This window comes from Streptomyces sp. NPDC088246 (genome assembly GCF_044741025.1).
Taxonomy (GTDB): domain Bacteria; phylum Actinomycetota; class Actinomycetes; order Streptomycetales; family Streptomycetaceae; genus Streptomyces.
Window position 1 is genome coordinate 84,502 of the sequence record NZ_JBIURV010000020.1, and the last position, 23,226, is coordinate 107,727.

Here is a 23,226-nt window from a genome sequence, read left to right on the forward strand (position 1 = left end):
GGGCGGTCCGGGTGCGCCGCAGCCTCCGGGTCCGCCGGGAGTCCCTGGGGCCCCGCGGCCGCCCGGCCCTCCCGGGCCCCCGGCGCCCCCCGGTCCTCCCGCTCCTCCTGGTTCGACGCCGCCGCCCGGTGGCGGAGTGCACCACGCCGCGACGATGCTCGCGAGTCCCGGCCAGGTCGGGCCGTCCGCGCCGCAGCCTCCCGGTCCGCCCGGTCCGCCGGGAATACCGCAGGGCGGCGCCCCCGGCCCCGTACCGCCGAATTCGCACACCCCGCCGCCCCCGGCGTACGGATATCCGCAGGCGCCGACCGGTCAGCCGACCGTCGGCCCCGGCTACCAGGCCGTGCTGCGCTACCGCGCGCCCGACGGCAGTGAGCAGCAGCTGATCCGCCGCTCGGCGCCGGGCACCCCGCACCCCGAGTGGCAGATGCTGCACGAGCTGCGGGCCATGAACGTGCCGCCGCAGCAGGTCATCGAGCTGCACACCGAGCTGGAGTCGTGCGAGCTGCCCGGTGGCTACTGCGCGCGGATGATCCGTGAGACCTGGCCGCAGGTGCGGATCACCAGCGTCGCCCCGTACGGCACCGATCACGCCAGCCGTCAGCAGGGCATGCAGCATCTGCTCACCCATCAGGGGGAGCTGCACCAGGTCGCGGACGGGCCGGCTCGTCCCGCACCGGTCCGGGCTCCGCTGCCGCAGATGCCGCCCGCGCCGCCGGTGCCGCCGGAGGCCATCGCCCAGGAGATGGTGCAGACCTTCGGGCCGCAGGGCATCCTCCGCTTCGATCAGCGCGCGGTGTCCCGCCAGGGTGTGCCCGAGGCCGTGGCGCAGACGCTGGTGTGGGCGGGGCTGCCCGCCGACTTCGGGCCGTTCTTCTGGGCGCAGCCGGGCCTGCCGGTGGTGCCGACGCTGGCCGAGCTGGCCGCACAGCGACAGGTGCAGGCAGCCCCCGACGCGGGGTCGTACCTCGTCATGGGGTCCGACTTCGGGCGGGCGATCTGTGTCCAGTACGGCACCGCGAACATCGTGGCGGTGCCGGTCGAGGCAGGTTCCTCCGCGGGCGGGCACGGTCAGTCGGTGGCGCCGCAGTTCGTGAACACCGGGCTGCCGGAGTTCCAGCGCTCGATGGCGCTGCTCGGCCGGATGTGGCGGCTGCGTTTCGGGCTCAACCCGGAGCAGGCGGGCCGCTGGACGGTCGACTTCCAGGCCCAGCTGGTGGCGCTGGACGCGGCGGCACTGGCGTCGCCGGAGAGCTGGTGGTCGGTACTCCTTGAGCAGATGTGGGACGGGCTGATCTGACCCGGCAGGCTCTGCGGACGGCGCCCGGCTCCCCGAGAGGGAGGCCGGGCGCCGCGCCATGTGCGGCCTGTGATGCCGGTCGCTTCCGTCCGAAAAGTCGCGACACGATTCCGACTTCTGTGTCAATTGCCGCATCCTTAGACGTACTGCAGGTGGTCGGAGAGTCGGAAAGAGGCTTCAGGGATGAGTTCTGCACCGGTGTCCGCGCATGGCTTCGTCGGCGTACGAGGACGTGGCTACCGTCCGGAGCAGGTGGACCGCGCCGTGGCCGGGCTGTCGGCCGAGCGGGACGAGGCGTGGGAGCAGGTGTCCCGGCTGACCGCGCTGGTGGAGGAGCTTTCGGCCGAGTCGGTCCGGCTGAGCGAGGTCGTCGCCAGGCTCGCCCCGCAGAACTACGAATCGCTCGGTGAGCGCGCCCGGCAGATCCTGGCGCTCGCCGAGAGCGAGGCCCGGGACGTACGGGGCGCCGCCCAGGAGGAGGCGCAGGCGCTGCGGGACGCGGCGGACGAGGCGGGCCGCGGGCTCCGCGAGTCGGCGCGCGCGGACTCCGAGGCGATGCGGGCAGCGGCCGAGAAGTACGCCGACGGGACGCTGATCACGGCCGGGGGCACCGCCGAGGAGACCGCCGCCGAGGCCCGCAAGGAGGCCGCGGAGGTGCGGGAGCAGGCGGAGTCCGCGATGGCCGAGACGCGCCGCCGTACCGCGAGCGTCCTCGCGCACCAGGAGCAGGAGCACTCCGAGCGGTGGAAGACGGCCGAACGCGAGCTGGCGGAGGCCGAGGCCGCGCAGGCCGCGCACCACGACGAGCTGACCGAGCAGGCGGAGGCCCGCCTGGCCGAGGCACGGCGGGCGCTGGCTCGGACCGAGGAGGCCGCACGGCACGGCCGGGAGGATGCGGAGGCGCAGGGTGCGGAGCTGATCGCGGCGGCCAGGGTCCGTGAGGAGCGGGTGGTCCGGGAGACGGAGCGGATCCTGCGGGAGCACGAGGAGGGCCGCGAGGAGGTCCAGGCGCACATGGCGCACGTGCGGAACTCACTCGCGGCGCTCACCGGGCGGGTGGCCCCGGCGGAGGACTGAGAGCCTGTCGGGTGACGTCCGACCGGGCGGCCACGTCCTGGCAGGCACGCTTCCCGTGTTGTCGTCAGTCACCGACTCCCCCATAGCTGAAGGTATGGGGGGACCCCCTTCGCGTCGACTCCCTCCTCCGCCTTGGAATCGCACGCACCAGACCGCGTCCGCCACCCGATCGGAGGTCACCCGACAGGCTCTGAGACCGACCGCCGGGACCTTCGCCTTCCGGCACGGGGTTCCTCAGGGGCGGGCCGCCGTATTTTGCGGTGTGCCCGCCAGGATTCGTGGTTCCTCGGCCTCGTACCGTCGGAGTTCTTCGGCCGCTGTGCGCCGTTCGAGCACCGTTCCCAGCCATCCCGCCAGGAAACCGGCCGGGATGGAGACGAGCCCGGTCGTGGTGAATGGGAACCAGTTGAAGTCGTACTCGGGGAAGACCGAAGACGGTGAGCCCGAGACGAGATTGGTGCCGGTGATCAGCACCATGACGGTGACGGTGCCGACGATCAGGGTGCTGAGCAGTCCGGTACGGGTGAAGCGCCGCCAGAACACGCTGTAGACGAGCGCCGGGGCCAGCGCCGACGCGCCGACACAGAACGAGAGCGTCGCCAGCGCCTGTACGTTCCAGTGCCTGGCCACGACGGCGAGTGTGGTGGCGAGCAGCCCGACGACGATCGCTGCGGCCTGTGCCGTACGCATTTCGGACAGGCCCGGCAGCGGCTTCCTGTCCGGGTCGCGCACCCCGTGCAGGCCGTGGGCGAAGAGGTCGTGCGCGAGGGAGTTCGCGCAGGCCAGGATCATTCCGGCGACCGAGGCGAGCAGAGTCAGGAAGATCGCCGTCGTCATCGTCGTGACGACCAGCGCGCCCAGCCGGCCACCGCCCGCCACCACACCGCTGATCTGGAGGATCGAGCTGTTTCCGGACGCCCCGGCTGCGGTGATGCGGTCGTGGCCGACGAGCGCCCCCGCGCCGAAACCGATGACGACGAGCAGGAGACAGAGCCCGGCGACCACGGCGACCGCCCAGGACAGCGAGCGGCGGACGGCCTGCGTGGAGCGAGCGCTCGCCATGCGCATGGTGACGTGTGGCAGACAGGCGGCGCCGAGCACCACGGTCAGTTCGGAGCTGACCATGTCGAGTCCGCTGCCGTCGAACTGGAGCCCCGAGCGCAGATACGCGGCCCCCTCGCCGCTGCCTGCCCGGGCGGCCGAGAGCAGGGCGCCGGTGTCCCAGTCGAAGCGGTTCATGATCAGTACGGAGATGGTGAACGCGGCGACGAAAAGGACCACGGTCTTCACGATCTGGATCAGCGCGGTGCCCTTCATGCCGCCGATCGCCGCGTAACCGATCATCAGGATGCCGAGCCCGATGATGGCGCCGGTGCGGAACCCGGAGCTGTCGAACCCCAGGATGAAGGAGAGCAGATCGCCGCTGCTCGCGAGCTGGACGACCATCATCGGAACGAGCGCGGCGATGGTGGCCGCGCAGGCGGTGATACGGACCGCGCGGCCGGGGGCGCGGCGCACGAGCAGGTCGCCCATGGTGAACCCGCCCGCGTTGCGCAGCGGTTCGGCCAGCAGGAACATCAGCAGGACCAGCGAGAGGGTGATGCTCAGGGCGAGGATCATCCCGTCGTATCCGGTGAGGGCGATGATGCCGGTGGTGCCGAGAACCGTGGCCGCGGAGAGATAGTCGCCCGCGAGTGCGAGGCCGTTCTGCAGGGGCGAGAGCGAGCGGGGGCCGGTGTAGAACTCGTCGAGGTCGTCGCGGTCCGGGCCGGTCATCACGCAGAGCAGCAGCGCCACGGTGGCCACGGCGAGGAAGGCCACCAGGGACATCGACTGCGCGGAATTGTCGAATCCGTTCACTGGGCCGCTCCTGTCCTTCGGAGCCGTGCGGCGAGCGGATCGACCGTGCTCCGGGCGGTCCGTTCGTAGAGGACGATGGCGAGCAGTGTCACGGGGAGCTGGCAGAGCCCCAGCGCCAGGCCGATGTTGAGACCGCCGAACAGGGGGCGGTCCATCAGGTCCTTGGCGAATCCGGAGAGCAGCAGGAAGACGACGAAGTAGCCGAGTGCGGTCAGGGTCGTGATGCGCCGCAGCAGCCGGTACGCGGTGCGCAGCCGGCGCAGATCGCCGTGACGGCCCGGAACGGGCACGGGCGCGGTGGGTGCGCTCGGACGTTCCGGGGGCGGTGAGGGCTCCGGACTCTGCCAGGGCAGCAGGTGTTCGGGGTCATGCGCAGGCGGGGGCTGATGCCGCCGGGACGGCTTCGGCAGCCGTCCGGGCCAGGAGGAGTACGGGGACGGGGGCGGGCTTCCGTACGACATCTGGGTGCTGCTCCTTGCATGGCTCGGGTCCTGGGCTGGACGGCAAGGCAGGAGTGCGGTTGTGCTGTCGGAAGCGCGAACATTACTCGCGGGTATGGCGGTTGGGGAGAGGTTGGCCTGAACTACCCACGGTAATGGCTCAGTTGCATGAGGTCTGCCGAATGGAGTCTCCTTGTCCCGCAACGCGATGCGGACGTCTACGGCGCCGGGGCGTCGTTCCCGGACTCCTCGGTGAGGACCGGGAAACGGCGCGGGGCCACGAAGACCAGCACCAGCAGGGCGAGCGCCGCGGCCCCGGCGGCACCCAGGTAGACGTGGTCGACGGCGGCGTCGACGGCCCGCCGCAGATAGTCCGTCGCCGCGGCCGAGAGTCTGCCCGGGTCGTCCAGGGCGTGCGAGATCGCGTCCAGGTCGCCCGGCAGTCCGGGAACCGGGGCGGCGGCCAGCCGGGAGGCGAGGACCCCGTTGGCGACGGCCCCGAAGAGCGCGGCGCCGACGCTCTGGCCGACCTGGCGGCAGAAGAGCACGGAGGCGGTCGTCGTGCCGCGCTCGGCCCAGCCGACCGTCGACTGGACCCCGACGATCAGCGGCAGCTGGAACAGCCCGAGCGCCGCACCGAGCAGCAGCATGATCAGGGCGGGCTGCCAGGGCTCGCCCGGATACGGCAGCAACGGGAAGGCGAGCAGTATCAGCAGGGCGCAGCTCATGCCGGTGATCGCGGTGCGGCGGAAGCCGATGCGGTTGTAGACGCGGTTGGAGAAGGCCGCCGACACCGGCCAGCTCAGGGTCATCACGGACAGCACGAAACCTGCGGCGATCGGACCGAGACCCAGCACGGACTGGGCGTACGTCGGCAGGAAGACCGTGGGGGCGACCATCAGCAGCCCCATCGCGCCCAGCGCCAGATTGACCGAGGCGATGGTCCGCCGCCGCCAGACCCAGCCGGGAATGATCGGCTCGGCGGCCCGCCGCTCGATGACGACGGTCAGCGCGCCGAGCACGACGCTGCCGGCCAGCAGCCCGAGGGACGGGACGGAGAACCAGGGCCAGGCGACTCCGCCCTGGACGAGCGCGGTCAGCAGCAGGGTGCCGGTGGCGAAGACGGCGAGGGCGCCCGCCCAGTCGATGCGGGGGCGGGGCGTGCCGGCCGCCCGGCTGGTGCGGGACGGCTCGTGGAGGTGGCGTACGACGAGCCAGAGCGCGAGGGCCCCGACCGGCAGATTGATCAGGAAGATCCAGCGCCAGTCGGCGTACACCGCGAACAGCCCGCCGATCACCGGCCCCGCGACCGCCGACGTGGCCCATACGGTCGACAGCTTGGCCTGGATCTTCGGGCGTTCCTTGAGCGGGTACAGGTCCGCGGCGATGGTCTGCACGGTGCCTTGCAGGGCGCCGCCGCCCAGGCCCTGGACGACCCGGAAGGCGATCAGCGCGGCCATGTTCCAGGCGGCGGCGCAGAGCACCGAGCCGAACAGGAAGAGGGCGATGCCGACGATCAGGACCGGCTTGCGGCCGAAGGTGTCGGAGAGCTTCCCGTACACCGGCAGGGAGACCGTCACTGCCAGCAGGTAGCCGGAGAACAGCCACGAGAAGACGGAGAAGCCGCCGAGGTCGCCGACGATCTGCGGAACGGCGGTCGAGACGATGGTGCCGTCGATGGCCGACAGGGCCATCCCGAGCATCAGGGCGGCGACCACCGGGCCGCGTCCGCGCGGCGTCCCGGGAGAGGAGGCCGGGCCGATCCCGGCCCCGGACATCGCTTCGGTATCGCCGCCCGCATTGCCGCCCGCGCCGCTCACCAAGATTCCTTCCCCCTGCACGTATTTTCTCGGGACACTGTCTCACCCGCGGATCCCGGCGGGGAGGGTGCCGCTGTCGGGGATGTGTCCGAAGACCTCTGCGGACCCCGGTGAGTGCACCCAAGGGTCCAGTCCCTGAGGCCGGTCTCCGCCCGGGGGCCGAGACCCCTAGGGGACGCTCCTCAGTTTTGTCCAGGGGTGGTTCCTCCCGGCGGAGGACGTGACGGCGGGGGCCCGTTCCTTAGCGTGTTCCTACACCGCAGAAAGCGGCTGATTCCCACCGCGGATGCGGCTGACCGCAGGGGGGGGGGCGGGGTGGGGAAAACCCCACCCGAAGACTGCGCTGTGCACCAGGGCGCCGCACCCCCTCGGAACACCAGACTTCACAGGTACACCCGCGACATCCCGAAGCTGACTGAAAAATGCTGATCGACATAGGAGAAAAACCGTGACAACGGCTGTAACCATTCCCAGGCACGGGGGCACTGGAGGGCGTACGGCCGTCGCTGCGCGAGCACGGCAGGTCGTCAAGGCGTACGGGGCGGGGGAGACCCGGGTCGTCGCGCTCGATCATGTCGATGTGGACATCGCCCGCGGGCAGTTCACGGCGATCATGGGACCGTCCGGCTCCGGCAAGTCGACCCTGATGCACTGCCTGGCCGGCCTGGACACCGTGACCTCGGGTCAGATCCACCTCGACGAGACCGAGATCACCGGGCTCAAGGACAAGAAGCTCACCCAGCTCCGCCGGGACCGGATCGGCTTCATCTTCCAGGCGTTCAACCTGCTCCCGACGCTGAACGCCCTGGAGAACATCACGCTGCCGATGGACATCGCGGGCCGCAAGCCCGACGAGGCCTGGCTGCGGCAGGTCGTGGAGACGGTCGGTCTCGCCGAGCGGCTGAAGCACCGGCCCACCGAGCTCTCCGGCGGCCAGCAGCAGCGCGTCGCGGTGGCCAGGGCGCTGGCCGCCCGGCCGGAGATCATCTTCGGTGACGAGCCCACCGGAAACCTGGACTCGCGGGCCGGCGCCGAGGTGCTGAGCTTCCTGCGCAGGTCGGTCGACGAGCTGGGCCAGACCATCGTCATGGTCACCCACGACCCCGTCGCCGCCTCCTACGCGGACCGGGTGCTGTACCTCGCCGACGGACGCATCGTCGACGAGATGCACAACCCGACGGCCGACCAGGTACTCGACCGGATGAAGGACTTCGACTCGCGCGGGCGGACGTCATGACCGTCTGGAAGACATCGAGGCGCAACTTCTTCGCGCACAAGGGACGAATGGCGCTCTCCGCCGTCGCGGTCCTGCTGTCGGTGGCGTTCGTGTGCGGCACGCTCGTCTTCACCGACACCATGAACACCACGTTCGACAAGCTCTTCGCCGCGACGTCGGCCGATGTCACCGTCAGCCCCAGGAGTCCCGAGGACAGCGACCGGCTCCCGGGGAACGGCAAGCCCGTCACGCTCCCCGCTTCCGCCGTCGAGCAGGTAGGCAAGGCCACCGGTGTGAAGGACGCCGAGGGCGCGGTCAGCAGCATGTCCGTCACCGTCGTCGACAGCCACGACAAGAACGTGGGCCCGACGACGGGACCCCCGACGATCGCGGGCAACTGGACGAAGAACGACCTGCGTTCCATGGAGATCACCTCCGGCCACGCACCGCGTGGGCCGACCGAGGTGATGGTCGACGCCGACACCGCGGACAAGCACGACCTGAAGATCGGTGACGAGCTGCGCACCATCGCCGCCACCGGCGACATCAACGCGAAGATCAGCGGCATCGCGACCTTCAAGGTCACCAACCCCGGTGCGGCGGTCCTCTACTTCGACACCGTCACCGCGCAGACGAAGCTGCTCGGCCGGCCCGGCGTCTTCAGCCACATCTCCGTCACCGCCGAATCCGGCGTCACCGGCACACAGCTGAAGCGGAACATCGCCACGGCGCTCGGCGACACCTCCGCGTACGAGCTCAAGACACAGAAGGAGGCCGCGGACGCCAACAAGGACTCGATGGCCTCCGGCCTCGACGTGATGAAGTACGCGATGCTCGGCTTCGCCGGGATCGCCTTCCTCGTCGGTATCTTCCTGATCGTCAACACCTTCTCGATGCTGGTCGCCCAGCGCACCCGCGAGATCGGCCTGATGCGGGCCATCGGCTCCAGCCGCAAGCAGGTCAACCGGTCCGTGCTGATCGAGGCAGTGTTCCTGGGCATCGTCGGTTCCGTCCTCGGGGTCGGAGCCGGAATCGGTCTCGCCGTCGGCCTGATGAAGCTCATGGACGCCACGGGGATGAAGCTGTCCACCGGAGATCTCACCGTTGCCTGGACGACCCCGGTGGCCGGCCTCGCCCTCGGCATCATCGTCACCGTCGTCGCCGCGTACATTCCGGCCCGCCGCGCCGGGAAGATCTCCCCGATGGCCGCCCTGCGCGACGCCGGCACCCCGGCGGACGGCCGCGCGGGCCGGGTCCGGGCCGCGATCGGGCTGGCCCTCACCCTCGCCGGTGGCGCCGCGCTTCTCGCCGCGACCCGGGCCGACAAGTCGAGCGAAGGTTCACTCTTCCTCGGTGTGGGCGTGGTTCTCACCCTGATCGGCTTCATCGTGATCGGCCCGCTGCTGGCCGGCTTCGTGGTCCGGGTGCTGAGCGCGGTCATGCTGCGGATGTTCGGCCCCGTCGGACGGCTCGCGGAGCGCAACGCCCTGCGCAACCCGCGCCGCACCGGAGCGACCGGCGCCGCCCTGATGATCGGCCTCGCCCTGGTCGCCTGCCTCTCGGTCGTCGGCTCCTCCATGGTCGCCTCGGCCACCGAGGAACTCGACAAGTCGGTCGGCGCCGACTTCATCGTCCAGCCGTCCGGCGGCAACCCGACGCCCCTCGTGGACCAGGCGGTGAAGTCCCTGGAGTCCGTGCCGGACATCGAGCACCTCACCGGCTACAAGGTCGTCGGCGCCGGGATCACGGCCCCCGACGGCACCACCGAGAACAAGGCCCTGGCCGCCGTCGATCCCACGTACCGGCAGGACGTCCGGCGCGAGACGGTCGCCGGGAAGCTGGCCGACGCGTACGGCAAGGACGCCATGTCCGTCGGCGACACGTACGCCACCAAGCACCACCTCAAGGTCGGCGACCGGCTCACCGTCGCGTTCAAGGGCGGCGAGACCGCGAAGCTGAGGCTTGCCGCGATCACCTCGGACGACGTGAACATCGACAAGAACGCGATGTACACGAACGTCGCGACCGCCGCGCGGTACGTCCCCGCCGACAGCCTGCCGAAGAACATGATGATGTTCGCGAAGGCCGAGGACGGCAAGGAGAAGGAGGCGTACGCCGCGCTCAAGGCCGCCCTCGCCAAGTACCCGCAGTACGAGGTGAAGAACCAGGCCGACTTCAAGCAGCAGCTGAAGGACCAGATCGGCCAGCTGCTGAACATCGTCTACGGCCTGCTGGCGCTCGCGATCATCGTCGCGGTGCTCGGTGTGGTGAACACCCTGGCCCTGTCGGTGGTCGAGCGGACCCGTGAGATCGGCCTGATGCGCGCCATCGGCCTCTCCCGCCGCCAGCTGCGCCGGATGATCCGCCTGGAGTCGGTGGTCATCGCGGTCTTCGGTGCCCTGCTCGGGCTCGGCCTCGGCATGGGCTGGGGCACGGCGGCCCAGAAGCTGCTGGCTCTGGAGGGCCTCGGCGTCCTGGAGATCCCGTGGCCGACGATCCTCATGGTCTTCGTCGCCTCGGCCTTCGTCGGCCTGTTCGCGGCCCTGGTCCCGGCGTTCCGGGCGGGCAGGATGAACGTCCTGAACGCGATCGCCACGGAATAGCGAGGGTGACGACCGACGTAGGATGACTGATCCGGCCCCGGGGTGTTCCTCCAAACACTCCGGGGCCGATCCGTGTCCGTACGGCCCGGGGCGCGGACCGTGGGCGCGCGGGGCAGGGCTGCGGTCCCGGCGTGTGCCCGGCGCACGGACCGGGCCGGATCCGACCCGCGGAGCCGGATTGCGGGCGCGGCTGTCACAGCGGAGTCGTACGCTGGGAACCCCCGGCCCGTGAGACGTGTCGGGTCCTTCGTGTTGCCCTTCGCGTTGCCCCCTGGCAGCAGCCGGCTGCCAGACCTCGCCCTCGTTACCCGGACGGAAGCCCTTCATGAGCCTGCACGGCCTGCTGGATGTCGTCGTACGTGATCCGGCACTCTCCGAAGCGGTGAAGGCCGCCACCGACGGCCACCGGATGCACGTCGACCTCGTCGGTCCGCCCGCCGCCCGCCCCTTCGCCGTGGCCGCGCTGGCCCGTGAGGCCGGACGGACCGTGCTCGCCGTCACCGCGACCGGCCGGGAGGCCGAGGACCTGGCGGCCGCGCTGCGCACCCTGCTGCCGCCGGACACGATCGCCGAGTTCCCGTCCTGGGAGACCCTGCCGCACGAGCGGCTCTCGCCCCGCTCCGACACCGTGGGCCGCCGCCTCGCCGTGCTGCGGCGCCTGGCGCACCCGCGCAAGGACGACCCGGAGACCGGCCCGGTCAAGGTCGTCGTCGCGCCGGTCCGCTCCGTGCTCCAGCCGCAGGTCAAGGGGCTCGGCGACCTGGAACCCGTAGCGCTGCGCATCGGACAGAGCGCCGACCTCGGCAAGACGGTCGACGCGCTCGCGGCGGCCGCGTACTCCAGGGTCGAACTGGTCGAGAAGCGCGGCGAGTTCGCCGTGCGCGGTGGCATCCTGGACGTCTTCCCGCCGACCGAGGAGCACCCCCTTCGAGTGGAGTTCTGGGGTGACGACGTCGAGGAGATCCGCTACTTCAAGATCGCCGACCAGCGGTCGCTGGAGATCGCCCAGCACGGGCTGTGGGCGCCGCCCTGCCGCGAGCTGCTGCTGACCGACGAGGTGCGCGAGCGGGCCGCCGCCCTCGCCGAACTCCATCCGGAGCTGAGTGAACTGCTCGGCAAGATCGCCGAGGGGATCGCGGTGGAGGGCATGGAGTCCCTCGCCCCGGTTCTCGTCGACGACATGGAGCTGCTGCTCGACGTGCTGCCCAAGGGCTCCATGGCGCTGGTCTGCGACCCGGAGCGGGTCCGGACCAGGGCGGCAGACCTGGTCGCCACCAGCCAGGAGTTCCTCCAGGCGTCCTGGGCGGCCACCGCGGGCGGCGGCGAGGCCCCGATCGACGTCGGCGCGGCATCGTTGTGGGGCATCGCGGATGTCCGTGACCGGGCCCGCGAGCTGGAGATGATGTGGTGGTCGGTCTCCCCGTTCGCCGCGGACGACGAGCTCGACGAGGACACCCTCAAGCTCACGATGCACGCCCCGGAGTCGTACCGTGGCGACACCGCCCGCGCGCTCGCCGACACCAAGGGCTGGATCGCCGACGGCTGGCGCACGGTGTACGTCACCGAGGGCCAGGGGCTCGCCTCCCGTACCGTCGAGGTGCTGAGCGGCGAGGGCATCGCGGCCCGCCTGGACCCCGACCTGGCGGAGATCTCCCCGTCGCTGGTCCACGTCTCCTGCGGCGCGATCGACCAAGGCTTCGTCGACCCGGCGCTCAGACTCGCCGTCCTCACCGAGACGGATCTGACCGGCCAGCGCACCGCCACCAAGGACCTGGGCCGGATGCCGGCCCGCCGCCGCAAGACGATCGATCCGCTGACGCTGGAGACCGGCGACTACATCGTCCACGAACAGCACGGTGTGGGCCGCTACATCGAAATGGTGCAGCGCACCGTGCAGGGCGCCACCCGCGAGTACCTCCTCGTCGAGTACGCCCCCGCCAAGCGCGGCCAGCCCGGCGACCGCCTCTACATCCCGACCGATCAGCTGGAGCAGGTCACCAAGTACGTCGGCGGCGAGGCGCCCACCCTGCACCGGCTCGGCGGCGCCGACTGGACCAAGACCAAGGCGCGCGCCAAGAAGGCCGTCAAGGAGATCGCCGCCGACCTGATCAAGCTCTACTCGGCGCGGATGGCGGCCCCCGGCCATGTCTTCGGCCCCGACACCCCGTGGCAGCGCGAACTGGAGGACGCCTTCCCGTACGCGGAGACGCCCGACCAGCTCACCACCATTGCCGAGGTCAAGGAGGACATGGAGAAGTCCGTCCCGATGGACCGGCTGATCTGCGGCGACGTCGGCTACGGCAAGACGGAGATCGCGGTACGGGCGGCCTTCAAGGCGGTCCAGGACGGCAAGCAGGTCGCCGTCCTCGTACCCACGACCCTCCTGGTCCAGCAGCACCACGGAACGTTCACCGAGCGCTACTCCCAATTCCCGGTCAATGTAAGGGCGCTGAGCCGCTTCCAGTCCGAATCCGAGTCCAAGTCGACCCTGGAAGGGCTCCGCGAGGGCTCCGTCGACCTGGTCATCGGCACCCACCGCCTCTTCTCCTCCGAGACGAAGTTCAAGGACCTGGGCCTGGTCATCGTCGACGAGGAGCAGCGCTTCGGCGTCGAGCACAAGGAGCAGCTGAAGAAGCTCCGCGCCAACGTGGACGTCCTCACCATGTCCGCGACGCCCATCCCCCGTACGCTCGAAATGGCCGTGACGGGCATCCGCGAGATGTCGACGATCACCACGCCCCCGGAGGAGCGCCACCCGGTCCTCACCTTCGTCGGCCCGTACGAGGAGAAGCAGATCGGTGCGGCGATCCGCCGTGAACTGCTCCGCGAGGGCCAGGCGTTCTACATCCACAACCGCGTCGAGTCGATCGACCGCGCCGCCGCGCGCCTGCGCGAGATCGTCCCCGAGGCGAGGATCGCGACCGCCCACGGCCAGATGTCCGAACAGTCTCTGGAGCAGGTGGTGGTGGACTTCTGGGAGAAGAAGTTCGACGTCCTGGTCTCCACGACGATTGTCGAGTCCGGCATCGACATCTCCAACGCCAACACCCTGATCGTGGAGCGCGGCGACAACTTCGGCCTCTCCCAGCTCCACCAGCTGCGCGGCCGCGTGGGCCGTGGCAGGGAACGCGGCTACGCCTACTTCCTCTACCCCCCGGAGAAGCCGCTCACCGAAACGGCCCACGAGCGCCTGGCCACGATCGCCCAGCACACCGAGATGGGCGCGGGCATGTACGTCGCGATGAAGGACCTCGAAATCCGGGGCGCCGGCAACCTCCTGGGCGGCGAACAGTCCGGCCACATCGCGGGCGTCGGCTTCGACCTGTACGTACGCATGGTCGGCGAGGCGGTGGCCGACTACCGCGCCTCCCTCGAAGGCGGTGTGGAGGAGGAGCCGCCCCTGGAGGTCAAGATCGAGCTCCCGGTCGACGCACACGTCCCCCACGACTACGCCCCCGGAGAGCGGCTGCGCCTCCAGGCGTACCGCGCCATCGCCTCCGCCAACACGGAGGACGACATCAGGGCGGTCCGCGAGGAACTCACCGACCGCTACGGCAAGCTCCCCGAGCCGGTCGAGAACCTGCTCCTGGTCGCGGGCCTGCGCATGCTGGCCCGCGCCTGCGGTGTCGGCGAGATCGTGCTCCAGGGCTCGAACATCCGGTTCGCCCCGGTCGAGCTGCGCGAATCGCAGGAGCTGCGCCTGAAGCGCCTCTACCCGAAGACGATCATCAAGCCGGCCGTCCACCAGATCCTGGTCCCGCGCCCCACCACCGGCAGGATCGGGGGCAAGCCGGTCGTCGGCCGTGAACTGCTGGCGTGGACGGGGGAGTTCCTCACTACGATTCTGGGGTCTTGAGGGGCGCCGGATCCGGCGCGGATGAGATCTTGAAGACCAGCCACACGGTTTTGCCGACGACGTGATCATCGACCCCGAAGTCGTCGGCAAGCTCGCTCACCAGGTGTAATCCGCGCCCCGAACAGGCCTCGTCGTCGGGGCGCTGGACCGCCGGCTGACCGGGGCCGCTGTCACGGACCTCCAGCCGCACCAACTCTCTGGGAATCTAGTCAGTGACAAGATGCGTGACGCTGCGGAGGGCGGAGACATGTCCGAGGAGCTGGGCCGTGTACGGCAGATGTGGCACCTGCTGGAACCCCTGCACGCTGTTCTGTACTACGCGCCGGAGTCCTTCGAGGAGGCCGCAGCGCTCGGCTACCGCACCGATGAGCGCTGGCCGAGCTACTTCGCCTGGCGCGCCGCGCCGCTCGGGGAAGTCGGTACCGGCCGGGTGGTCGACACCTTCTACAGCTTCAGCCCGGCCATGGTGCGTGAGTACGTCCCCGCCGCCTGGTCCGTCGCCTCTTCCGGCGCGGTGCTCGCCGCCCGGACGCGGGCGGTCGACCGTGCGTACCGGGGGTTGCTGGGGGAGCAGGTCGCCGGTCCGGAGCTTGCCGAGGCCGCCGCGCTCGTACGACGCGTCGCGGAGGCTGCCGACACGGTCGGCCGTCCGCTCGCCGCGGCCAACGCCGCCCTGTTCTGGCCGGAAGAACCGCATCTGATGCTCTGGCAGGCGGCGACGATCCTGCGGGAGCATCGCGGGGACGGGCATGTTGCCGCGCTTGCCGGGGCCGGGCTCGATCCGGTCGAGTCGCTGGTCTCCTTCGCCGCCATCGGTGCGGCGCGCCCGGAGGTGTTCGCAAGCCGGGGGTGGGGTGACGAGGAGTGGCAGGCGGCTCGTCAACGACTTGTGAAGCGCGGACTGTTGACACAGGACGGCACGGCGACCGACGCGGGGCGGGCGTTGCGTACCGAGGTCGAGCGGCGTACGGACGAAGCGGCTGCCGCCCCGTGGCGGGGGCTCGGTGAGGAGGAGCGGGAGCGGCTGGTCGAGTTGCTGGGGCCGCTGTGGGTGGCGGCGATCGGCTCCGGGCTGCTGCCGTCCGGAACAACGCTGGGCATCGGGAAGGTGTGAGAGGGCAGGCGGTGTGATTCCGGCCGCATCCTGACGGGGGCACGCTCATGAATGCCCGTCAGCGGGGAAGGCATCCGTAGGATTCCCGGGTTCGGCTTTCTCCCCGTCAGGACGGCTCCGAGTGATATCTCCCCGCACGTACCGAGTGATGCTGCCCGCCCTCAGCGCGGCGGCGGTGCTGGCCCTGGGCGGCTGTGACCCCGAGCAGACGTCCTCCGGGGCCGGGCAGCAGGGCGGTGGACAGGATGCCGTCACCGGGTTCGGGGCGAGTCCGCTCGACAATGCCGACGGTACGAAGCCGGGGCTCGCACCGCTCACCTCCGAGGCGGACCGGGCAGCCGGCCGCAAGATCATCGAGAAGGTGGCGACGAAGGGGCGGGGGCCGAAGACCGGGTACGCGCGCGACAAGTTCGGCTACGCGTGGAAGGACTCGGTCGACGGGATACCGCTTGCCAGGAACGGCTGCGACACCCGGAACGACCTCCTCGCCAGGGACGGCAAGGACGTGAAGTTCCGTTCCGGTTCGGACTGTGTGGTCGTGTCGATGACCCTCAAGGACCCGTACACCGGCTCGACCATCGACTGGCGCAAGCAGCAGGCCACCAAGGTCCAGATCGACCACGTCATGCCCCTCTCGTACGACTGGCAGATGGGTGCCGCCCGCTGGAACGAGACCAAGCGGCAGCAGATCGCCAATGACCCGCTCAACCTCCTTCCGGTGGACGGCCCGGCCAACAACGCCAAGCGCGACTCGGGGCCGGCGTCCTGGCTGCCGCCGTACAAGCCGGTCCGCTGCTCGTACGCGGTGCGGTTCGCGCAGGTGTCGCTGAAGTACGAACTGCCGGTCACCGCCGCCGACAAGCAGGCCATGCTGGAGCAGTGCGGGGGATGACCAGCGGGCGGCCCGCTCCGAGGCCGCTCTCGTCCAAGGCTGTGACCTGCTGAAAAACAGTTTGGCGCCGGGAGCGCCGCTGCCTATCGTGGGGCGGGTGAAGCTGACAATTACCACTCTTGCCGCCCGCCCAGAGCTCGGCGGGGCGATAGGACAGATGCCGGACAGCTGGCCGGAGTTCGTCCTTGAGGACCTGGTGGGCTGGGCGAACTATCCCAGGATCGCCGTCGATTTCCCGGAGTACGTGCTCGTCGCGACGGACCCGGACGGTGCCGTTGCCGCACGGGCGTACAGCGTGCCGTTCGCGCTGCATGCCCCGGGGCGGGCGGAGCTGCCCGAGGGCGGCTGGGACCAGGTGCTGCTGTGGGCGTTCTCGGACCTGCGGCACGGGCGTACGCCGGACACCGTCAGTGCGATCGAGATCGCGGTCGCCAACGGGCACCAGGGCAAGGGAATTTCGGCGCAGATGGTCGCGGCGATGCGGGAGAACGCCGGAAGGCTGGGGTTCGCGGATCTTGTCGCCCCGGTGCGGCCGAGTGCCAAACACCTGGACGCCTCGGCCCCGATGGAGGAGTACGCCCGCCGGACCCGGGTGGAAGACGGACTTCCCTACGATCCGTGGCTGCGCGTCCATGTGCGGGCCGGTGGGGTGATCGAGGCGGTGGCGCCGGTGTCGATGGTGGTGTCCGGTTCCCTCGCACGGTGGCGGGCCTGGACCGGGCTGCCGTTCGACGAGGAGGGCCCGGTGGAGGTGCCGGGAGCGTTGGTGCCGGTGCAGTGCTCGGCGGCTCATGGGTACGCGGTGTATGTGGAGCCCAACGTATGGGTGCGACACCGCGTGTAGACGCCGGGTTGTGGATGCCGGTTGTGGACGCCAGGCCCGGACGCCAGGCGGGCGACCGCCCATGACGGAGCGCAGCCCTCCTGGCGTCCGGACGTGCGGGTGGGGGTCAGCCGGCCGGCTTGTCCGGGTCGACGATGTCCTTGGCGGCCGGCTCCTTCACCACGACGGGCTTGTTGAAGTCGGAGAGCGTCATCGTCATCGGCTCCTTGCCGCCCTTGGAGTCGACCTTGAGCATGTACGGGTCGCCTTCGGTGGCCACCAGCATCGTGTAGGTGCCTTCGCTGTCCTTCTCGGTGAGGCGCAGGGCGCGCTGACCGTCGACGGTGGTCTCACCGTCCTTGCGGGCCGCGTTGTCGTTCGTCTCGAAGTCCTTCAGCAGGGAGCCCAGGTCGCAGAATCCGAGCATGTCCTTGGTGTCGGGGTCCGACGCCTTCGACTTCATCCAGTGGCCGACGAGCAGGTCGACCGCGGCGTCGACGTCCGCGGCGGGCTCGCCCTTGGACTGCTCGCGCAGCATCGCCTCGTCGAACTTCGTGTAGATGGTGTCGCCGGTCCTGAGTATCTCCATGGTGCCTGCCGGGCCGATGGAGACGGTCCCGGTGCAGTTGCCGGAGGTGCTCATGGCGATATGGGCGGAGACCGGTCCGTCGGTCGTCTTCATGTCGACGGCGATCTTCATGGACTTCGCCTTCTTCGTGGTCTTGAGGGCCTTGTTGGCGACTTCGGGGCCCGACATGTCCGCGAAGGGGCCGACGGACTTGGAGGGGCCGGTGGTCTTGGTGGGCGATGTGTCGGTGCCGCAGGCGGCCAGGCCGAGCACGGTGAGTGCGCAGAGGGTGTTGGCGGCGGTACGGGCGAGCAGGCGCATGGGAGGGCTCCGGGAGGAAGGCGGGGCGGGAGACGGGGAAAGCGGTGTGCGGGCCAGGGCGGGTGTGGTGGGTGTGGCGGTGTGTCAGTGGAGGGCGGGGCGCGGATCGGCGGGGCGGTACGAAGCAGTGGCGGGTGGCGCCGCGGCGTCGTTCGCGGTCTTGCTCACGAGCACCGCGCCGACCACCGACAGGGTCAGCGAGACCAGGCCCAGCACGGCTCCGAAGGTGGTCGCGCCGCGGTTGGTGGCCTCGCCGCGGGCGGCCCGGCCCCGGCCGGCCAGGCCCAGGGCGAGAGCGAGCAGACCCAGTGCCCCCGCGAGCCAGAAGAGCGTCCAGACCAGGCCGACGACGCTGCCGGTGATCCCGAGGACGAGTGCCGTGGTGCCCAGTCCGTTGTGCGCCGGACGCTCACCCGGCGGGCGCGCGGGGGTGTACGCCCGCTGCGGCGGCGGTTCGGAGTACCCGGACATGGCTGGGCCTTTCGGTGTTCGATGAAATCGAGGACAGGCGTGAGGAGTTGCACGCATCCGTGGGGATGTGGCGACGGGCCAATAACAGCAGAGCTTGTGAACCGAGTCAACATCGTTCACGCTTGAGGGGATCGGATGTGCTGTGAACCGATGCGGTCGACCGGGGACCGGTATGCTCGCCGCCACAGCACGGACGGACCAGGGAGACAGTCAGTGCCGGAGAACTCGACAGAGGTGACCGCGGCCGGGATCGCCCGGCTCGCGGGCGTGGGGCGGGCCGCCGTCAGCAACTGGCGCCGCCGCCACGCCGACTTCCCCAAGCCCGTCGGCGGCACCGAGACGAGCCCGTCCTTCGCCCTGCCCGAGGTTGAGCAGTGGCTGCGTGACCAGGGGAAACTCGCCGAGGTCCCCCTCCGTGAACGGGTCTGGCAGCAGCTCGCCGGACACCCGGCCGGCGCGGTCTGCGCCCTGGTCCACACGGGCTGCGCCCTGCTGCTCCGGCGGAACAGCCCCACCGCCTGGCGGGAGATCACCGCTGTGTCGGACGAGGCGATGGCCGGTGTGCTGTCCCTCGCCCTCAACGACATGCTCGCCGACCGCTTCGGGCCCGCCACGGTAGCCGGACGGGCTGTTCACACTCCCGGCCGCGCCGAACTGCTTCCGTCCGTTCCGCTGCTCCGCGGCGCCGCGGAGCTCGCCGCGGAGACCGGGGCCCGGGAGACCTTCGAGTTCCTGCTCGGCCGCCAACTGGACGCCAACCCACGCCAGTACACACTCACGCCGCCCGGACTCGCCGAACTCATGGCCGCACTGGTGGAGACCGGGAAGCAGCCCGCCCGCACCGTCCTCGACCCCGCCGCGGGCACCGGCGCCCTGCTGCGCGCCGTCGGCCGCCCGACCGCCCTGTACGCGCAGGAGGCCGACCCCGACCTCGCCGCGCTCACCGTACTGCGGCTCGCCCTGCACACCGACCCCGACAACAGCTGCGCCCTCGGGGCGCGGGCCGGCGACACCCTGCGCGCCGACGCCTTCCCGCAGCTCGCCGCCGACGCCGTGCTCTGCCACCCGCCGTTCAACGAACGCAACTGGGGCCACGACGAGCTCGCCTACGACCCGCGCTGGGAGTACGGCTTCCCGGCCCGTACGGAGTCCGAACTCGCCTGGGTCCAGCACGCCCTGGCCCATCTGCGCGAGGGCGGCACCGCCGTGCTCCTGATGCCCCCGGCCGCCGCTTCGCGCCGCTCCGGCCGCCGGATCCGCGCGGATCTGCTGCGCCGCGGCGCCCTGCGCGCCGTCATCGCGCTCCCCGCCGGTGCCGCACCCCCGTATGGCATCCCGCTCCACCTCTGGGTGCTGCGCAAGCCGGGCAGCGGCCTGCATCCCTCGCCCGAACTGCTGCTCGTCGACACCGCCGGGCCCGCCGAATCCCCCTCGGCCGGCCCGGCGGCCGCCGCTCCGTCCGCTGGGCGCGACCGGCTCGACTGGCAGGCGGTGCGCAGCGCCGTGCTCGACGCCTGGCGGTGGTTCGAGGGCGAGCGCGAGGACGTGGCCAAGGGTGTAGGCGCGAGCGCCGTCCCCGTCATCGAACTCCTCGACGACGACGTGGACCTGGCCCCCGCCCGCCATCTGCCGCCCCCGGCAGCCGCGGGCGGACCGGCCGAACTGATCCGCGTACGGGAACGGCTCACCGAGACGCTCGGACTCACCGGCACTCTCACCCCGCCGGCCGTGACCCCCTCCGAGCCGGCCCGCTGGCCGCTCACCACCGTCGGCGAACTCGCCCGCGCCGGCGCACTCCAGCTCCGCACCGGCGGCTCCGGCACCGGCCCGGTCCCCGTCCTCACGGAACACGACGTCCTCGGCTCCACCGCCCCTTCGGGAAGCCTCCCCGTCGACGGGCCCCCCGAGGAGCCCGTCCTCGTCGAACCGGGCGATGTCGTCGTCCCCGTGCTCGGCGGCGGCTCCGTCACCCGCGTCATCGACGAGTCCACCGCGGGTGCCGCGCTGGGCCGCAACCTCCAGCTGCTGCGCCCCGATCCGGCCGCCCTCGACCCCTGGTTCCTCGCCGGCTTCCTGCGCGGCACCGCCAACAACCGCCAGGCCAGCAGCTACGCCTCCACCGCCACCCGGCTGGACGCCCGCCGCCTCCAACTGCCCCGGTTGCCGCTCGCGGAACAGCGGAGGTACGGGGAACGGTTCCGCGCCCTGGCCGCGTTCGAGGACGCGCTCCGGCTGGCCGGCCGGCTCGGCGGACAGCTGGTCCAGGGGATGTACGACGGGCTGACGGACGGCACGGTCCCGCCGAAGTGACCTGAACCACAACGGTTCCGTACAACCCGGGGCCCGTTGTCGGTGTCGGCCTTTACGCTCGGATCTGCGTGCACGGAGCGTGTGCGCCGACGTTCCGCGACCAGGTCTCCAGGAGCAGCCATGTACGCCCCGGGTCATCCGCCGACGCCGCCGCGCCGGGTTCCCAGCCGGGCCTGGACCGTCTCGATGCGCGTGCTGTTCGTCGTGCTCGCGGTGTGCTCGTTCGGACTGCTGCTGTGGAGCCCGCTGCTCCGCCTCGCGATCGTGCGCCGCCGGACGTCCGACTGGTGGCTGACCGGGGCCGGGTTCGTGTTCGTCTGTGTGCTCCTGCCGATCCTCGGCAGGGAAGGCAATGACGAGCCCACAGGCATCGACAACATCCTCATACCGCTGCTGTTGCTGGCGATGGCGGCCGCTTCCGCCTACTACCTGGTCGGGGACATCCGCCACTACGAACAGCTCACGAGGCGGGACCTCATGGGCGGTTACGCGCCCTCGGCGCCGGGGTACGGATACGCGCCCACGGTGCCGATGCGTGTGCCCGCCCCCGCGCCCGTGCCCGTACAACAGCCGCCGCTGCGTCAACCGATGCAGGCAAGGCAGCCGATGCAGCCGCCCGCCGCACCACCGCAGCAGTACCAGCCGCCCCAGCCGCCCCAGCCACGCCCTTCGGCCCACCCTCGACCGAACCCCCGGCCGAACCCTCAACCGCACCCCCAGCCGCATGCCCAGCCCCAGCGCATCGACCAGGTCCGCGCCGAGCTCGACGAGTTGAGCGACTACCTCCGCAAGGAGGAGGGACGGTGAGCGGACGCCTCATCGGCGGGCGGTACCAGCTGGCGACCGTCCTCGGCCAGGGCGGCATGGGCCAGGTCTGGACGGCGTACGACCAGCGTCTGGACCGCCGGGTCGCGGTGAAGCTGCTCCGCCCCGACCGGGTCACCGGCCCCATCGGCAGCGAGGCCGGGGGCGAGCTGCGCCGCCGCTTCGTCCGCGAGTGCCGGGTCACCGCCCAGGTCGACCACCCGGGCCTGGTCACCGTCCACGACGCGGGCAGCGACGACGACGACCTGTACCTCGTCATGCAGTACGTGGAGGGCGCCGACCTCGCCGACCATCTTGCCGAGCACGACCCGTACCCCTGGCAGTGGTCCGTCGCGGTCGCCGCACAGCTCTGCGCCGTCCTCTGTGCCGTGCACGCGGTGCCGATCGTCCACCGCGACCTCAAGCCCCGCAATGTGATGGTGCGTCCGGACGGCACCGTCACCGTGCTCGACCTGGGCGTCGCCTCCGTCCTGGACGCCGACACCACCCGTCTCACCCACACCGGTTCACCGATCGGCTCCCCGGCATACATGGCTCCCGAGCAGGCGATGGGCGGTGCTGTCGGCCCGTACACCGATCTGTACGCACTCGGTGTGCTCCTTCATGAACTGCTCAGCGGCGACGTGCCGTTCGCGGGGTCGACCGCCCTCGGCGTGCTGCACCGCCACCTCTACGAGCCACCGCTCCCGGTCCGCCGGATCCGGCCCGACATCCCCGAACCGCTCGAAGCGCTGGTGCTGCGGCTGCTGGCCAAGGACCCGCAGCACCGCCCGTCCGGCGCCCAGGAGGTGTACGAACACCTCGCCCCGCTGCTCCCCACCCGGGGCACCGGGCTCCCGACAGGACCGCTCGACCCGACCCGCCCCTTCCTGCGCCCGCACGCCCCGTGGCCCGACCGCACGACCACCCCGCCCCCGCCTCCGGCCCCGCCCGCCCCGGCCGGGGCCCGGCCCGATGTCGCCGCCGCCGTCGACGACGTCAAGAAGCTGCTCGGCGAGGGCCGCATCACCCAGGCCGTGGACATCCTCGGCTCCATCCTCCCGGTCGCGGCCGAACAGCACGGTGAGGACTCCGCCGTGGTCCGCATCCTGCGCAAGCAGTACGCGGCGACACTGATGGACGACGGCCAGTACCGCCGCGCCCTGCCCGAACTGCGCCGCCTCGCCGACGACCGCGCGGCGGAGGCCGGCCCGGCCGACGCCCAGACCCTCGAGTTCCGCTACGACGCGGCCCAGTGCCTGGAGCAGCTCGGCGAACCGGCCGCCGCTCTCGCGGAGTACCGCGCGGTTCTCCCGTACTACGAGAACCACCGCGCCACGGGCAACGACCCGGCCCGCTCCTTCGAGATCCGCAACCGCATCGGGCACCTGCTGCTCGCGGTCGGCGACCATGTGGCGGCGCGCGTACAGCTGCAGGGGCTGCTGTACGACACGGAGCGGGCGTACGGACCGCACCATCCGCTGCCGGTGGAGCTGCGCCGCCGTCTCGACCGCCAGGTGGAGGTGCGCGGCGGCTGACGGGGGCGGCGGAGCCGGCGACGGTTGCGACGAGGGCGAGTAATGGACACGCCAAGCTTCCGCAATGGATTGTCACGGAGACCGCCGCAGGGGGCGAAGGCCGACTCCGGCGTGAGACCGTGATCTGCCGCCGGGGCGGCTGACGACTCGCCTGCCCCGTCGGCCTCTCACTTCTTTCGAGCACTGTTGAGGTCTCTGTGCCTTCTCACGGCA

Annotated in this window: 17 protein-coding genes; 11 read left to right on the forward strand and 6 right to left on the reverse strand. The window is 71.1% G+C overall.

From position 1 onward, the window contains the following. Both ACIPEK_RS26210 and ACIPEK_RS26215 read left to right on the forward strand, forming a co-directional pair. A partial coding sequence (locus ACIPEK_RS26210) for an SUKH-4 family immunity protein (RefSeq protein WP_402000523.1) occupies nucleotides 1-1,300 on the forward strand: 1,300 nt, incomplete at its 5' end. Between the two features lie 183 nt (nucleotides 1,301-1,483). Next, entirely contained in the window at nucleotides 1,484-2,377 is an 894-nt protein-coding gene (locus tag ACIPEK_RS26215) for a cellulose-binding protein (protein WP_402000526.1), read from the forward strand. Nucleotides 2,378-2,611: 234 nt separating this feature from the next. Here ACIPEK_RS26215 and ACIPEK_RS26220 read toward each other — a convergent pair whose 3' ends face one another. The 3 genes from ACIPEK_RS26220 to ACIPEK_RS26230 all read right to left on the reverse strand — a co-directional run bounded on the left by ACIPEK_RS26220 (nucleotide 2,612) and on the right by ACIPEK_RS26230 (nucleotide 6,455). After that, on the reverse strand, nucleotides 2,612-4,207 hold the full coding sequence (locus ACIPEK_RS26220; RefSeq protein ID WP_402000722.1) for a cation acetate symporter: 1,596 nt from the start codon (nucleotides 4,205-4,207) through the stop codon (nucleotides 2,612-2,614). Nucleotides 4,208-4,233: 26 nt separating this feature from the next. Next, complete coding sequence (locus ACIPEK_RS26225) at nucleotides 4,234-4,698, reverse strand: DUF485 domain-containing protein (RefSeq protein ID WP_383068177.1); 465 nt, start codon at nucleotides 4,696-4,698, stop codon at nucleotides 4,234-4,236. 197 nt (nucleotides 4,699-4,895) lie between these two features. Further along, on the reverse strand, nucleotides 4,896-6,455 hold the full coding sequence (locus ACIPEK_RS26230; RefSeq protein ID WP_402000725.1) for an MFS transporter: 1,560 nt from the start codon (nucleotides 6,453-6,455) through the stop codon (nucleotides 4,896-4,898). A gap of 490 nt (nucleotides 6,456-6,945) precedes the next feature. Here ACIPEK_RS26230 and ACIPEK_RS26235 point away from each other — a divergent pair, with 490 nt between their 5' ends. The 3 genes from ACIPEK_RS26235 (at nucleotide 6,946) to mfd (ending at nucleotide 14,172) form a co-directional block, all read left to right on the forward strand. After that, nucleotides 6,946-7,734 (forward strand): ABC transporter ATP-binding protein, encoded by a 789-nt coding sequence (locus ACIPEK_RS26235; RefSeq protein ID WP_383068175.1) that lies wholly within the window; start codon nucleotides 6,946-6,948, stop codon nucleotides 7,732-7,734. Beyond that, the gene (locus ACIPEK_RS26240) at nucleotides 7,731-10,316 is read left to right on the forward strand and encodes an ABC transporter permease (protein WP_402000531.1); all 2,586 of its coding nucleotides are present in this window, start codon (nucleotides 7,731-7,733) and stop codon (nucleotides 10,314-10,316) included. Before ACIPEK_RS26235 ends, ACIPEK_RS26240 begins: the two co-directional genes overlap by 4 nt. A gap of 325 nt (nucleotides 10,317-10,641) precedes the next feature. Continuing rightward, complete coding sequence (mfd, locus tag ACIPEK_RS26245) at nucleotides 10,642-14,172, forward strand: transcription-repair coupling factor (RefSeq protein ID WP_402000534.1); 3,531 nt, start codon at nucleotides 10,642-10,644, stop codon at nucleotides 14,170-14,172. Here the strand turns inward: mfd and ACIPEK_RS26250 are convergent. After that, entirely contained in the window at nucleotides 14,153-14,362 is a 210-nt protein-coding gene (locus ACIPEK_RS26250; protein WP_402000728.1) for an ATP-binding protein, read from the reverse strand. The two genes, mfd and ACIPEK_RS26250, sit on opposite strands and share 20 nt — an antisense overlap. 57 nt (nucleotides 14,363-14,419) lie before the next feature. On the opposite strand from ACIPEK_RS26250, the gene ACIPEK_RS26255 reads away from it, so the two are divergent. From ACIPEK_RS26255 to ACIPEK_RS26265, 3 genes are all read left to right on the forward strand, one after another. After that, complete coding sequence (locus ACIPEK_RS26255; RefSeq protein ID WP_402000730.1) at nucleotides 14,420-15,286, forward strand: hypothetical protein; 867 nt, start codon at nucleotides 14,420-14,422, stop codon at nucleotides 15,284-15,286. A 121-nt stretch (nucleotides 15,287-15,407) separates the two neighbouring features. Continuing rightward, the gene (locus ACIPEK_RS26260) at nucleotides 15,408-16,178 is read left to right on the forward strand and encodes an HNH endonuclease family protein (protein WP_402000537.1); all 771 of its coding nucleotides are present in this window, start codon (nucleotides 15,408-15,410) and stop codon (nucleotides 16,176-16,178) included. A gap of 97 nt (nucleotides 16,179-16,275) precedes the next feature. After that, entirely contained in the window at nucleotides 16,276-17,022 is a 747-nt protein-coding gene (locus ACIPEK_RS26265) for an N-acetyltransferase (protein ID WP_402000540.1), read from the forward strand. A 106-nt stretch (nucleotides 17,023-17,128) separates the two neighbouring features. On the opposite strand, the gene ACIPEK_RS26270 is transcribed toward ACIPEK_RS26265, so the two are convergent. Continuing rightward, nucleotides 17,129-17,890, reverse strand: a complete 762-nt coding sequence (locus tag ACIPEK_RS26270; protein WP_402000543.1) for a hypothetical protein — start codon at nucleotides 17,888-17,890, stop codon at nucleotides 17,129-17,131. A gap of 84 nt (nucleotides 17,891-17,974) precedes the next feature. Beyond that, nucleotides 17,975-18,361: a hypothetical protein gene (locus tag ACIPEK_RS26275; protein ID WP_402000546.1), complete on the reverse strand. Its 387-nt coding sequence runs from the start codon at nucleotides 18,359-18,361 to the stop codon at nucleotides 17,975-17,977. A gap of 213 nt (nucleotides 18,362-18,574) precedes the next feature. On the opposite strand from ACIPEK_RS26275, the gene ACIPEK_RS26280 reads away from it, so the two are divergent. The 3 genes from ACIPEK_RS26280 (at nucleotide 18,575) to ACIPEK_RS26290 (ending at nucleotide 23,013) form a co-directional block, all read left to right on the forward strand. Then, nucleotides 18,575-20,671, forward strand: a complete 2,097-nt coding sequence (locus tag ACIPEK_RS26280; RefSeq protein ID WP_402000549.1) for an N-6 DNA methylase — start codon at nucleotides 18,575-18,577, stop codon at nucleotides 20,669-20,671. 120 nt (nucleotides 20,672-20,791) lie between these two features. Then, nucleotides 20,792-21,478 (forward strand): hypothetical protein, encoded by a 687-nt coding sequence (locus tag ACIPEK_RS26285; RefSeq protein ID WP_402000552.1) that lies wholly within the window; start codon nucleotides 20,792-20,794, stop codon nucleotides 21,476-21,478. Beyond that, nucleotides 21,475-23,013 carry a protein kinase gene (locus tag ACIPEK_RS26290; RefSeq protein WP_402000555.1) on the forward strand — a complete coding sequence of 513 codons (1,539 nt, stop codon included), beginning with the start codon at nucleotides 21,475-21,477 and terminating at the stop codon, nucleotides 23,011-23,013. The genes ACIPEK_RS26285 and ACIPEK_RS26290 overlap by 4 nt, the downstream gene beginning before the upstream one ends. Nucleotides 23,014-23,226: the final 213 nt, after the last annotated feature.

Bases quoted from the DNA above. Each gene is read 5' to 3' on its own strand.
- mfd (WP_402000534.1), top strand. From the start codon at position 10,642: ATGAGCCTGCACGGCCTGCTGGATGTCGTCGTACGTGATCCGGCACTC.
- ACIPEK_RS26230 (WP_402000725.1), bottom strand. From the start codon at position 6,455: ATGTCCGGGGCCGGGATCGGCCCGGCCTCCTCTCCCGGGACGCCGCGC.
- ACIPEK_RS26220 (WP_402000722.1), bottom strand. From the start codon at position 4,207: ATGTCCCTGGTGGCCTTCCTCGCCGTGGCCACCGTGGCGCTGCTGCTC.
- ACIPEK_RS26285 (WP_402000552.1), top strand. From the start codon at position 20,792: ATGTACGCCCCGGGTCATCCGCCGACGCCGCCGCGCCGGGTTCCCAGC.
- ACIPEK_RS26225 (WP_383068177.1), bottom strand. From the start codon at position 4,698: ATGTCGTACGGAAGCCCGCCCCCGTCCCCGTACTCCTCCTGGCCCGGA.
- ACIPEK_RS26255 (WP_402000730.1), top strand. From the start codon at position 14,420: ATGTCCGAGGAGCTGGGCCGTGTACGGCAGATGTGGCACCTGCTGGAA.
- ACIPEK_RS26215 (WP_402000526.1), top strand. From the start codon at position 1,484: ATGAGTTCTGCACCGGTGTCCGCGCATGGCTTCGTCGGCGTACGAGGA.
- ACIPEK_RS26275 (WP_402000546.1), bottom strand. From the start codon at position 18,361: ATGTCCGGGTACTCCGAACCGCCGCCGCAGCGGGCGTACACCCCCGCG.
- ACIPEK_RS26240 (WP_402000531.1), top strand. From the start codon at position 7,731: ATGACCGTCTGGAAGACATCGAGGCGCAACTTCTTCGCGCACAAGGGA.
- ACIPEK_RS26270 (WP_402000543.1), bottom strand. From the start codon at position 17,890: ATGCGCCTGCTCGCCCGTACCGCCGCCAACACCCTCTGCGCACTCACC.